Source organism: Ruegeria sp. F12, assembly GCF_056533885.1.
In genome coordinates, this window is sequence record NZ_JBQFOV010000004.1 from 282,961 (window position 1) to 295,390 (window position 12,430).

A 12,430-nucleotide genomic window follows, 5' to 3' on the forward strand; every position below is an offset into this window, starting at 1 on the left:
AAGCGCAATCGCGTGCTTATCTCAGGTGAGGCCCAGGAGGGCCTCACCTTGTTGCAGGACTGCCTGTGCCGGTTGTTTTAGGATCTTCCCGGTCGGGCGGATGCGTCGGGTTTTCGGCGAGAAGGCATCCAGGGTTCATGATGCCTTTAGGGTCGAGCGTGAATTTCAACTGAGCCAACAGGTCATGACGTGCAGGAAGAGTTTTTCGGAACCACCCGGCCTTGGTGCGGCCAATGCCGTGCTCTGCTGAAAATGAGCCGCCGAGCTCTGTGACAATGTCAAATATGCGCGCTTCGATGGTCTTTCCGACGGCGCGCGCCTCTTCCTCGGACTTGGACTCCGGGGGTAGGGCATTAAAGTGAAGGTTGCCGTCGCCCAAATGGCCGTAGGTCTGCGGTATCCAGCCCGGAAACTCCTCAGCCAGCATGGTTTCGAGCGCGACCGCGGCTTGGGGCACATGCCCCAAGCGAACCGACACATCGCTGCGCACGTGGTAGCCGCGCTTGATCTGTCCTTCGACCAGCCCTTCGCGGATGGACCAGAACCGGGCGGCCTGAGATCGCGATTGCGCGATGACGGCGTCCTGCACCACCCCTTGCTCAAATGCTGAGGCCAGAAGTGTCTCCAGATGGTCTTGCAGCGGTAGGTCCATCGCGGATGAAAACGCGATCAGCACATGGACGGGCGCATCGACCGGCAGGATCATCGAGGGGTCAACGGATTGGGCCAATGGCATACAGCTTTGGGACATCACTTCAAAGGCCGACAGGACCTCGTGCCCGTTGCTGCGAATATGCCGCAGCAGATCCAGCGCGCCCTGCATCGAGGCGCAGCCGGCATATGCGGTGGCGCTATGTGTCTGGCGGGGAAGAATGCGCAGGCAGGCACGGGTGACCACGCCAAATACCCCTTCGGCGCCGATAGCAAGCCGCAACGGGTCCGGCCCCCGGTTGTCTTTGTGCAATCCTGTGATCGACGACAGGATCTGCCCATGGGGCAGCACCATTTCCAACCCCAGAACCTGAGCACCCATCATGCCGTGGCGCAGGACATTCACTCCGCCCGCATTCGTGGATATGAGCCCCCCGATCTGAGCGCTGCCCTGAGAGCCGATGGCAACACCGAACTGGAAACCCTGCTCGCCTAGGGTCGTTTGCACTGTTTCAAGGACGGCGCCCGCCTGCACCGTGCATGTCATGCCGTCGGCGTCGATCTCTTCGATTGCGGTCATGCGTTGGGTGGAAATCAGAATGCAATCGCCCCGATTGCGCTGCGCGCCTCCGACCAGACCGGTATGCCCCCCTTGGGGGATGATACCGATGCCTGTGGCGTGGCTGAGGGCACAGACCTGCGACACCTCGGCTGAAGTGGTGGGTTTGACAACGGCCAGGCATTGTCCGTGCCGGTCTCGGGTCCAGTCTCGGGTGTAGGTCTCGGAAATATCTGAACCGGTCAGGACGGCGGCTTCGCCCAGCGTCGCCCTAAGCGCAGACAGATACGAATGAGTTGTGGCCTGGTCGTGCGAATCTGTTGGGGCTGATGGTGTCATGTCGGACCTTTGTCACATCCGCCCCGCAAGTAAACCATTATCGGTCCCTGCGCGTTTGCCTTTTGCCATAGCGTCAGGATTAGTTGGCAAGGATGCTGTTATGCAGAGCCAAAGGGAAGACGTGATCGGGGTAGCGGGTCAACATGCCAGCAATCCGCTCGGATTTGGCCATCCCCTGTTGGGCCAGTCCAAGGCCGCGGTTTCAATGAATGTCAAAGACTGTGCTGCGCTTGCGACAATTGCTTGTGGAAACTGTGGCCCCAGAAATTGCAGGCCCAGATAGTGGTCGGGATGCGGGTGCGTGATCACGATATGGGTCAAAGGTTTGCCGGTTTCGCGGACCAGACGCGCCAGATCCTGCGCCTCGCTCACGTTCAGATTTGCGTCGACCAACACACAGCTCTGAAGGCCTTCGATCAGACAGGCATTGGCGAAAAAGCCGACCTCTGGGGCCGGGTGACGGTCGAGTTGCGGCGCATCGGCCTGCGCCGGACGGGCAAGTGCCGACAGCATGGCACAGCCCGCAACCCGCATCCATTGGCGGCGCGAGATCATGGCGGTCTGTTTACTTGCAACTGCCAACGGACCCAACGGCGCATTGTCGCGCGTCGTCGTAATAGGCCCCGTCAAATCTGGTGCCTTCGAAATTGTTGCCCCCCAATTGGGCTTTGGTCATGAAGGCCCCGCGCAGGTCCGCGCCCGCGAAATTGACTTGTTGCAAATCCGCGCCAATCAGGATGGTGCCGGTCAGATCGGCATGGGACAGGTTGGTCCCGCGCAGCTTGGCTGCAGTCAGTTTTGCGCCGCTGAGGTTGGCGTGGCTGAGATCCAAGCCCGAGAAATCCTGATGCGCAAAATCACAGCCGTGCCAATCCACTCGCGGCGCTGGTTCGGCATCGCAGTGATCGACGACAGCGCCCATCTGCGCCAGAGCGGGGCAGGCGGCAAAACAGGCGACGAGAATGAGCTTATGTGACACGTGAAAGTCCAGAGAGGTTTTTGGGGTGCGAATGTTTTGGCCACCTATTGGCCACCGCGCCGACCTGACGCGATGGCGTTCAGAGGTCGATCCGCTTAGTTCGCGCTGAGGATCGCGTAAAAGCGGGTGAAAACCATATCCTCGTCCGCATTGTCGATATGGCACGAGGCGCAGGCCTCGATTGGGGCGGAGGCGGCGGTTTCGGCATAGGGTGGGGCATGGTGGCCAAAGTTGAAATAGCCCCAGTTGTTACTTTCCGCAAAGCGCGAGGAATCCTTGACCGCGATGTCGATGCCGTTGAACCCGGCCGGGAAATAACCCTGTCCCGACACCTCAAGCCGCGATCCGTCCGCTTCCTCGCCGGGTTGGGTCAGTTGCAGCTCTTTCAACAAGATAGTGCCTTCGGGAAATTCCCCGGTTTCCTTGTACTGAGCATAGGCCGTCGGATGCATGTAAACATTGTGGTATTCCGGGAACCCGGCCTGCCCGCCGTTTAGTGCGTTCGGCGTCAGGGGTGAGCCCAGGAACACCCATTCCCTGTAGCCTGTCGGTAGAACCAGTTGACCATCCTCGGTCCATTGAGGCTGCCAGTCGTCGGACACTTGCGCGTTGACCGATGTGCTGAACTGACTGATCCCAAGCGCTGCAACACCCATCGCTGCGCCCAATGTTAGGATTTTCAATACTCTCATGGCTGATGTCCTCTTGCTTGGAAATTTACGTCGCCCGGAAATTTGGGGCGGGTTTATGTGACACCAGCCTATCCAAGCCGGCCCGGCGTCAAATTGCGTATCATTCGGAAAAATATGCAGATCGTTCAGCCTCACGAGCTTATCAGCAAAAACAGCGGTGATTTGACTGCCCGTGCGCATATTGGGCGCTCGCATTTTTACGATGCCCGCGTCCATTTGCCCTGACTTGGTTTGAGTGAAAAATATTGCAACCACAAAAGTTATCGATAAAAAATGACCGCAATCTCGGGTTACACGAAAGATTATAGATAAAATGCAGACCCAACCAAACTCGTGGACACGTGACGCGGCTCAGGCGCTGTATGATCTGCCGCTGATGGATCTTCTGTTTCGCGCCCAGACAGTGCATCGCGCCAATTTCGATCCCAATAAGGTCCAGACCTCGAAACTGCTGTCGATCAAGACCGGAGGCTGCGCCGAGGACTGCGCCTATTGCTCGCAATCGGCGCGCAATGGGTCCAAGCTGTCGGCCTCGAAACTGATCGAGGTCGAGCGGGTTCTGTCCGAGGCCCGTAAGGCGAAAGAGGGCGGCGCGACCCGGTTCTGCATGGGGGCCGCGTGGCGCGAGCCCAAAGACCGCGACATGGCTGCGCTGGTTGCCATGGTCGAAGGCGTGCGCGACATGGGGATGGAATCCTGCATGACGCTTGGCATGCTGAGTGACACGCAGGTGGTGCAACTGCGTGATGCGGGGCTGGATTACTACAACCACAATATCGACACGTCCGAGCGTTATTATTCCGAAGTGATCACCACCCGGACCTTTGCCGACCGGATCGACACGATGAACCGGGTGCAAGAGGCGGGGATCAAGGTGTGTTCGGGTGGCATTCTGGGCATGGGCGAGGGCGTTCAGGACCGCATGGATATGCTGGTGACGCTGGCCAACATGGCGCCTGTGCCGGATTCGGTTCCGATCAACATGCTTATGCCGCAGCAGGATACACCGCTGGCCGATGCCAAGCCGATTGATCCGATTGACTTTGTGCGGGTGATCGCTGTTGCGCGGATCATGATGCCGCAATCCTATGTCCGCCTGTCTGCCGGGCGCAGCGACATGAGCGATGAGCTGCAGGCGATGTGTTTCTTTGCCGGTGCGAACTCGATCTTTGTGGGCGAAACGCTGCTGACCGCCGAAAACCCTGAGGAAGACACCGACGCGGTTCTTTTTGCCAAGCTGGGGCTTCAGGCCGAGGTCGCGGCGCAGGACAGCCGGGCTGACGCGGCCGAATGACGGTTGCGGCGCGCTTGTCCTCGATGCTTGAGGTGCTGGACAACCGGCATCGTCGGCGGGTGTTGTCACCGCGCCGGGGGTTGGATTTCGCGTCGAACGACTATCTGGGGCTGGCGCAGTCGCCCGAATTGGCCGAGGCCGCGCAGCAAGCGTTGTCGCGCGGGGTGCCGTTGGGGTCGGGCGGGTCGCGCCTGTTGCGCGGCAACCACCCCGAGCACGAGGCTTTGGAACAGTTCGCCGCAAGTTTTTTCGGGGCCGAGGCCGCGCTTTTCATGGGTGGCGGGTTTCAGGCCAATCAGGCCATCTTTTCCAGCCTCCCCGCCGCGGGGGATCTGATCCTGCATGACGCTTTGATCCATGCCAGCGCGTTCGAAGGGATGCGCACCGGGCGTGCCGACACACGGGGCTTTGCTCATAATGACGTGGCCGATGCGCGTCGGGTTCTGACGCAATGGCGCACCGACGGTGGTTCGGGTCAAGTTTGGGTTGCGGTCGAAAGTGTCTATTCGATGGAAGGCGATCTGGCCCCGTTGGTCGATTTCGCAACGCTGGCGCGGGACCACGATGCGGTGCTGGTGGTGGATGAGGCCCACGCAACGGGCGTCTTTGGTCCACAGGGCCGGGGGCTGGCGCATGGGCTGGACGCGGATGTGCTGACCTTGCACACCTGCGGCAAGGGTCTGGGTGTTGCGGGCGGATTGATCTGCGGTCCGCGTGTGATGATCGACACTTTGATAAATCGCGCGCGCCCGTTCATTTTTGCCACCGCCCCGTCGCCCTTTAATGCAGGCCTCGTGCGGGCCGCGCTTGAGCTGCTGAGCAACGACCCGATTTGGACGCAGCAGGCGCAGGACCGGATCGCGCATGCCCATTCGGTGGCGCATAGTGCTGGGATCGCGCCGCAAGCTCTGACCAGTCAGATTATCCCCGTCATTCTGGGTGATGACGCCAGCACCATGGCAATGGCGGCGCGCTTGCAGGAACAAGGTTTTGATATCCGCGGCATCCGCCCGCCGACCGTGCCGAAGGGCACGTCGCGGTTGCGAATCTCGATCACCGGGAATGTCACCAAATCCGAGATCAGCGCCTTGTTCGAAACACTGTCGCGCTACCGGAAGGAGGCCGCATGAGCACTCTGGTCGTCACCGGCACCGATACCGGTGTGGGCAAGACCGTCCTGTCCGCCGGGCTGGCCGCTGCCCTTGGGGCCAGCTATTGGAAGCCGGTCCAGTCCGGGTTGGAAGAGGCGACGGATACCGAAACCGTGCAGGCCCTGTCTGGCGCGCCGGTCTTGCCCGAGGCGTATCGGCTGAACCTGCCCGCCTCGCCGCATCTGTCGGCCGAGGATATGGGGGTTGAGATCGACCTTGAGCGACTGACTTTGCCTCAGGTTCCCGGCCCGTTGGTTGTGGAAGGGGCGGGTGGCGTGATGGTGCCTCTGACCCGGCAGCATTTCTTTCTGGACCTGTTTGCCCGTTGGCAGGCGCCGGTCGTTCTGGCGGCGCGCACGGCTTTGGGCACAATCAACCACACCGCGCTGTCCTTGCGCGCCTTGCGCGGCGAGGGTGTCGACGTGGTCGGCGTGGCATTCATCGGAGACGCCGAGCCGGATGTCGAACAAACTATTGTCGAGATGTGCGAGACGCGCCATCTGGGACGGCTGCCGGTTCTTAACACCGTGACGCGTGCCTCTGTGGCTGATGCGATGGCGGGGATGGACCTGACCACGATACGGGGTGCGCTGTGACCCCATTGGATTTTGACGCGCGCCATCTGTGGCATCCTTATACCAACGTGCTGGATCCGGGGCCTATGCACCTGATCTCTTCGGCTGAGGGCGTCTGGCTGACGCGCGAGGACGGCGGTAAGATGATCGACGCCATGTCATCTTGGTGGTGTGCGGTGCACGGCCATCGTCACCCGGCCATCATCGCAGCGATGCAGACGCAGTTGGATCACTTGCCCCATGTCATGTTCGGCGGCTTGACGCATGCGCCTGCGATTGAGCTGGGCAAGCGGCTGATCGACATGCTGCCCGATGGGCTGGACCGGATTTTCTACAGCGACAGCGGCTCGGTCGCGATCGAGGTCGCGTTGAAGATGGCGGTGCAATACCAGATGGCCAAGGGTCATTCGGGCCGGACTGAATTTGCCACGATCCGGGGCGGTTATCACGGCGATACATGGAAAGCGATGAGCGTCTGCGACCCCGTCAATGGAATGCATGGGCTGTTCCGGGGGGCGATGTCGATCCAGCATTTCCTGCCCCGGCCCTCTGTGGCGTTGGGACAGGACTGGCCGGAGGATCCGGCGTTGAATGGGCTTGCCGCTCTGGAAGAGTTGCTGGACCGTCAGGGCGACCGGATCGCCGCGTTGATCCTTGAGCCGGTGGTACAGGGTGCGGGCGGGATGTATTTCTATCACCCGTCCTGGCTGAAAGGCGCGCGCGAGCTGTGTTCGGCCCATGGGGTGTTGCTGATCTTTGACGAGATCGCCACCGGGTTTGGGCGGACGGGTCAGCTTTTTGCCATGCAGCATGCGGATGTGGTGTCGGATATCCTGTGCGTGGGCAAGGCGCTGACCGGCGGTCATATCACTCTGGCCGCTACAATTGCGACCGAAGCCGTTGCGCGCGGGATTGGTGAAAGCGAGGCCAGCGTGTTGATGCACGGGCCGACCTATATGGCCAACCCGCTGGCGTGCGCGGCGGCCATCGCCAGCCTCGACCAACTGAAACAGCGTGACTGGCATCATGAGGTCAGCGCAATTGCCAAGCAGATGGAGCATGAGCTTGCGCCCGCGTGCGACATACCGGGCGTAGCCGATGTGCGGGTTCTGGGGGCAATTGGCGTGATCGAGATGGAGAGCGTGGTTGACCCTCGGATCGCGCATGCACAAGCGCCAAAGACCGGTGTCTGGCTGCGCCCCTTTGCGCGCAATATCTACTGTATGCCGCCTTTCGTGATCTCGGGGGATGAGTTGAGCCGGGTGACGGCGGCGATGGTTAATCTGGCGCGGGGCGAGGCATGAAGGCGGTTTGGCTGTCCCGCTCTGGTGTTGAAAACCTGACACTGGTGTTCGGTGGTTGGGCGCTGGGGCCTGACCCGTTTGCCGGGCTGGAGCGCGGCGGGGACGTCCTGTTTGTCGACGACTATACCCAGCTTGATGCTGAACTGCCCGAACTGGCCGATTATGATCGGCTCGATGTGCTGGCGTTTTCCTTCGGTGTCGCCTCGGCTGTGCACTGGTTAGAGGGGGCGGGGGTCAACCCGGATCGTCTGGTTGCGGTCAGCGGCACCTTGTTTCCTGCGGATGTGGAAAAAGGCATCGCGCCGGACATGATCAACGCCACTGCCGACAATCTGAGCGTGGCCAGCTTTGCCAAGTTCTGCCGCCGCGCCGGGTTCGAAGGGCCAGCCCCGCAGATCGACATCAACGCGGCGCAAACGGAACTGCGTTCGATCCTTCAGCGCGGCCCCGCTCTGGCGCGTCGGTTTGACCGAGTGTGGATTCCGCAGAAAGACCGGATCATTCCCACCAAAGCGCAAGAAGTAGCGTGGCAGAGCTCGGCCATTCGACGCATTGACGGGCCACACGTACCGTTTCGCACTGGTCAAAGCTGGGCGGAGTGGCTGGCATGAACGCTGTGATCACCGACCGAGTTCAACGCAGTTTTAGCCGCAGTTTTGGCAGCTATCATGCGGCGGCGGGTCTGCAAGCGCAGATCGCCGCAGACTTGGCCGACGCGTTGCACGCCCACGACGCGCCTGCGCAGTTTGACCATGGGCTGGAGTTGGGCTGCGGTACCGGACATCTGACCCATGAGTTACAGGCCAGGTTCCGGTTTCAGGCTCTGACGCTCAATGACCTTGCGCCCGAGGCCGCAGCAACCGCGACCGCTGCAAAGGCGCGGTTTGTATGTGGCGATGCGGAACGGATTGCTTGGCCGCAGCGGCCCGATCTGATCTGCTCGGCGTCGATGATCCAGTGGTTGCACGATCCGGCGGCCCTGATGCGACGCATGTCGCGTGCGCTGGCACCCGGTGGTTGGCTGGCAGTTTCGGGCTTTGGGCCACGGCAGTTTCACGAGTTGACGCAGATCGGGTCATCCGCCGAAGCGCCGGGCCTGTGTTGCCCCGAGGATCTGAGCGCGGCCATTTGCGATGAGTTGGAAGTGATGGTGGCAGACGAGGATATTCGGACCATTCGGTTTGCCTCACCCCACGACCTGTTGCGCCATTTGCGCAGCACCGGGGTGAACGGCCGTGCCCGCGGGGTTTGGACACGCTCGGATTTGCGGCGGTTCTCGGACGCGTATGTCGCGCGCCATGGCTGCGGCGACACTGTGCCGCTGACCTATCACCCGATCTGGATCATCGCCCGCAAGCCGATCTGAGCAATCGACCGGGATCACAGCACTGTCACACAGGATTGACCCGTTGGTTACGCGCCTCCGTGCTAGGCAGGACAGGCGCGCGTGTTTCCACCTGAATCTTCCGAACACAAAGGTCCCCAAATGATCAGAGCCGTCCTCATCTCCGCCAGCTTGCTACTCATCGCCGCCTGCGACAGCGGCCCAAGTGGCGGCAGCGCTGAAAATCAAACTCAGGACTTCGAAGAGAGCTTCCGCAATCGTGGCAGCTGATGCCTAATGGCTGGGCCAGGTGGTTTCGGCCCAGCTTTTCCTGACCGTCTGCCCAAGACGGGATAGGGCATTCTGGTCGGTTTGCTTCCTGCGCGCGGCAGGTATGCGTGCCTCATTTCCGCTCTATACATCCCCGTCGTCTCTCGCTATGAGCGGCGCTTCGACGATGATCCGTGTGTTGGACGCTCTGAGGGTGACAGCATCACCAGAGCGAGCCGATCTATGAAACAGACATTGCAGGATGCGCTCACGCGCAAAGGATATGAAACGCTGACCCCGGTACAGCAGGCCGTGACCGCGCCCGAATTGCAGGGGCGCGACCTGTTGGTTTCCGCGCAAACGGGTTCGGGTAAGACCATCGGGTTTGGGCTGGCCATCGCGCCGACGCTTTTGGGTGAGGGCGATGTCTTTGACGCGGCCGCAGCACCTTTGGCGCTGGTGATTGCGCCTACGCGCGAGCTGGCGATGCAGGTAAAGCGCGAGCTGGCGTGGCTTTATGCTGAAGCGGGGGCGTTTCTTGCCTCTTGCGTGGGCGGAATGGATATGCGCGACGAACGCCGCGCCTTGGCCCGAGGCGCGCATATCGTTGTCGCAACGCCGGGCCGGTTGCGCGATCATATCATGCGCGGTTCGATCGATCTGACTGATGTGCGGGCGGTGGTGCTGGACGAAGCTGACGAGATGCTGGATCTGGGCTTCCGCGAGGATCTGGAGTTCATTTTGGAACAAACGCCCGAGACGCGTCAGACGCTGCTGTTTTCGGCCACGGTGCCGCGCGCGATTGTCAGCCTTGCGGCGCGCTATCAACAGGATGCTGAACGGGTCAGCACGGTCAGCGAACGCACGCAGCACGCGGATATCGAATACCGTGCACTGAATGTGGCGCCGCGCGATGGCGAGAACGCGATCATCAACGTGTTGCGCTATTACGAAGCCCCGAACGCCATCGTCTTTTGCAACACACGCGCCATGGTCAGCCGTTTGACGGCACGCTTGTCCAACCGGGGGTTCCCGGTTGTCGCTTTGTCGGGGGAGTTGACGCAAAGCGAACGCTCCAACGCGCTGCAGGCGATGCGCGATGGCCGTGCCCGTGTCTGTGTGGCCACCGATGTCGCGGCGCGTGGGATCGACCTGCCGAACCTGGATCTGGTCGTTCACGCCGAACTGCCCAACAGTCATGAAACCCTGCTGCACCGCTCGGGCCGTACCGGGCGGGCGGGCCGCAAAGGGGTCAGTGCGCTGATCGTGCCACCGGCGGCGTTCAAAAAGGCACAGCGCCTTTTGAAATTCGCCAAACTCACGGCTGAATGGGGGGGCGCGCCGTCGGCCGAAGAGGTCAACGCGCAGGACTTGCAACGAATGTTTGCGTCCGAGGACTGGCAGTCCGAGGTTCCCGAGACCGAGCGCGCCTCGGTCGAGCAACTGGTCGCGCGGTTCTCGGCAGAACAACTGGCCGCAGCGTACGTGCGCCAGTACACGCGCCAACACTCCGCGCCCGAAGAACTGAGCGAGGTTAGCGCAGCAGCCAAACCCAGCGCTCCATTTGGTCCCAGCGTTTGGTTTTCCCTGTCTGAGGGGCGCAATCAGCACGCCTCGCCGCGCTATGTTCTGCCTATGATCTGCAAGGCCGGGAACATCACGAAATCCGATATAGGCGCGATCCGCATTGCCGACGATGTGACCTATATCGAAATCCGCGAAAGCAGCGTGCCCGGTTTTATCGAAGCCATTGGGCCCGAGATGAAGGTCGAAGGAGCGAAAGAGATCGTTCGACTGGACTCGGCCCCAGACCTGTCGCGACCCGCAAAACCGGGCCCCAAACGTGGGATGAAGGACAAGAAACGGGGAAAAACTGAGCGTCCGGAGCGTCTGGTCGAACCGCAACCGGCAAAGACGCGGAAGAAGGACACACCGAAACCTGCGGACAAGGGAAAAGCCGACCCCAAACCCAAGCGCAGCAAGGCCGGGGATGCCTGGTCGGGCAAGACACCGGATCGCCGCCCCAAAGGTCCTCCGCCGCCCAAGGGCAAGCCAAGCAGCAAGAAGAACCGCGCGCGGGCTGCGGCGGCCAAGGGCGGCAATGCGGTTCCGAAACGCCGGACGTAAATTGGGGCGTTAGTCGCGCTGCGGAGCACCTTTGCAGAGGTCGTGCCTCGGTTCCGAGGCAGCCGCAGTCTGCTGCGCCGTACTCTCCCTGTGCGCGGCGATAGGGATGGACAATTAGCTGAAGCTCTAGGCAGCTTGCAAAAAACAATTGAGAGCGGGTCTGGGAAATTTATCAATGACGAATTAGCAATCGTATTGGAACAGTCAGATAAGGCTGCTCTGTGTGTTACTTGGACACGAGTTTTTGTTATGAAGTATAACCCGTTAAAATTTAGACCATTTACCGCAGCAGAACTCTACGAAGCCCGATGGGAAACTCCCGATCATGCTGTGTTTGTCGAATTGGCGGATATGATACCTTTCCTGGAGGGGCAGAGAGACCAATGGTTATGGATCGGATTGATTAGGTCTCTAAATCCTGACATCAAAGGTTACATCGATGTTGTAACTTGGATTTTAGATCATGATGACTGTGACGTTGCAGTTGCAATGTACGCTTATGGTTGCCTACAGGGACCATATGCATGTGGTAGGCCGACATCCCGAGGAAACTCGTCTGACTCAGGTGGACTGATCCCTCTTCGCGTGATCGAAGCGCGAAACAAGTCGCGACCGTATACACAGAATAACCTCCTAGTTGAGCAAAATGACTTTCAGCGCGGTGATCCAGATCAACTGCTTCAACAGAGTTATGAATACGCTGACAAAATGCTTGAGAAAGCGAAGAAGGAAGCGGAAATCAAAGGCGAGACCTTGAGGGAGGAAGACTTTCCCAAGCCGTGTATTTCTCCCCCAGTGGAATTGCTAGAAACTCACTTAACCGGACATCAAAGACGCGTCGACTACGTTATCGATGAGAACTACGCGGTTTTTGTGCCTGTTTGAAGCTTGCTGCATTAGAGTTGAACATCTATGGCCTTAGAACCCTGGCAGAGCTGCCAATGCTTTAGAGTTCGAATAATGCTCAGGTTCAATGGACCTCGGATTGCAGTCTTACAAACGACAAAGGCGCCCTTGGGCGCCTTGTTTTATTGGTCGGAGTGAGAGGATTCGAACCTCCGACCCCTGCCTTCCGAAGGATCAGGCCGGAGCCTAACCCCCTGTATTTATTATGATGCGTTGTCATTTGACTGCTCCTTTGTTAACGTTTGTGATGGTCTATTTC

13 protein-coding genes and 1 tRNA gene are annotated in these 12,430 nt (G+C 60.2%); 9 read left to right on the forward strand and 5 right to left on the reverse strand.

All coding sequences use genetic code 11. The features are described 5' to 3' along the window. Nucleotides 1-43: 43 nt before the first annotated feature. The 4 genes from ACR0CA_RS07955 to ACR0CA_RS07970 form a co-directional block, all read right to left on the reverse strand. Nucleotides 44-1,549: an FAD-binding oxidoreductase gene (locus ACR0CA_RS07955; RefSeq protein WP_480898166.1), complete on the reverse strand. Its 1,506-nt coding sequence runs from the start codon at nt 1,547-1,549 to the stop codon at nt 44-46. A 138-nt stretch (nt 1,550-1,687) separates the two neighbouring features. Next, nucleotides 1,688-2,104: an MBL fold metallo-hydrolase gene (locus ACR0CA_RS07960; protein ID WP_480898168.1), complete on the reverse strand. Its 417-nt coding sequence runs from the start codon at nt 2,102-2,104 to the stop codon at nt 1,688-1,690. A gap of 10 nt (nt 2,105-2,114) precedes the next feature. After that, a complete protein-coding gene (locus tag ACR0CA_RS07965) occupies nt 2,115-2,528 on the reverse strand; it encodes a pentapeptide repeat-containing protein (RefSeq protein WP_480898171.1) in 414 nt (137 codons plus the stop codon). Nucleotides 2,529-2,623: 95 nt separating this feature from the next. Then, the gene (locus ACR0CA_RS07970) at nt 2,624-3,220 is read right to left on the reverse strand and encodes a cytochrome P460 family protein (RefSeq protein ID WP_480877032.1); all 597 of its coding nucleotides are present in this window, start codon (nt 3,218-3,220) and stop codon (nt 2,624-2,626) included. Nucleotides 3,221-3,533: 313 nt separating this feature from the next. Between ACR0CA_RS07970 and bioB the strand changes: the two genes are divergently transcribed. The 9 genes from bioB to ACR0CA_RS08015 all read left to right on the forward strand — a co-directional run bounded on the left by bioB (nt 3,534) and on the right by ACR0CA_RS08015 (nt 12,150). Further along, nucleotides 3,534-4,514: a biotin synthase BioB gene (gene bioB / locus ACR0CA_RS07975; RefSeq protein WP_480898174.1), complete on the forward strand. Its 981-nt coding sequence runs from the start codon at nt 3,534-3,536 to the stop codon at nt 4,512-4,514. After that, entirely contained in the window at nt 4,511-5,644 is a 1,134-nt protein-coding gene (locus ACR0CA_RS07980) for an 8-amino-7-oxononanoate synthase (protein ID WP_480898177.1), read from the forward strand. Before bioB ends, ACR0CA_RS07980 begins: the two co-directional genes overlap by 4 nt. Then, nucleotides 5,641-6,261 (forward strand): dethiobiotin synthase, encoded by a 621-nt coding sequence (bioD, locus tag ACR0CA_RS07985; protein ID WP_480898179.1) that lies wholly within the window; start codon nt 5,641-5,643, stop codon nt 6,259-6,261. The genes ACR0CA_RS07980 and bioD overlap by 4 nt, the downstream gene beginning before the upstream one ends. Next, nucleotides 6,258-7,544 (forward strand): adenosylmethionine--8-amino-7-oxononanoate transaminase, encoded by a 1,287-nt coding sequence (gene bioA, locus ACR0CA_RS07990; protein WP_480898180.1) that lies wholly within the window; start codon nt 6,258-6,260, stop codon nt 7,542-7,544. Before bioD ends, bioA begins: the two co-directional genes overlap by 4 nt. Next, complete coding sequence (locus ACR0CA_RS07995; RefSeq protein WP_480898181.1) at nt 7,541-8,155, forward strand: pimeloyl-ACP methyl esterase BioG family protein; 615 nt, start codon at nt 7,541-7,543, stop codon at nt 8,153-8,155. The genes bioA and ACR0CA_RS07995 overlap by 4 nt, the downstream gene beginning before the upstream one ends. Then, nucleotides 8,152-8,910 (forward strand): methyltransferase domain-containing protein, encoded by a 759-nt coding sequence (locus tag ACR0CA_RS08000; protein WP_480898183.1) that lies wholly within the window; start codon nt 8,152-8,154, stop codon nt 8,908-8,910. Before ACR0CA_RS07995 ends, ACR0CA_RS08000 begins: the two co-directional genes overlap by 4 nt. A gap of 120 nt (nt 8,911-9,030) precedes the next feature. Beyond that, complete coding sequence (locus tag ACR0CA_RS08005) at nt 9,031-9,159, forward strand: hypothetical protein (protein ID WP_480898185.1); 129 nt, start codon at nt 9,031-9,033, stop codon at nt 9,157-9,159. A 222-nt stretch (nt 9,160-9,381) separates the two neighbouring features. Continuing rightward, complete coding sequence (locus ACR0CA_RS08010; RefSeq protein ID WP_480898187.1) at nt 9,382-11,265, forward strand: DEAD/DEAH box helicase; 1,884 nt, start codon at nt 9,382-9,384, stop codon at nt 11,263-11,265. A gap of 42 nt (nt 11,266-11,307) precedes the next feature. After that, nucleotides 11,308-12,150 (forward strand): hypothetical protein, encoded by an 843-nt coding sequence (locus ACR0CA_RS08015; RefSeq protein ID WP_480898189.1) that lies wholly within the window; start codon nt 11,308-11,310, stop codon nt 12,148-12,150. Between the two features lie 151 nt (nt 12,151-12,301). On the opposite strand, the gene ACR0CA_RS08020 is transcribed toward ACR0CA_RS08015, so the two are convergent. Further along, nucleotides 12,302-12,365, reverse strand: a tRNA-Ser gene (locus tag ACR0CA_RS08020). Nucleotides 12,366-12,430 lie beyond the last annotated feature (65 nt).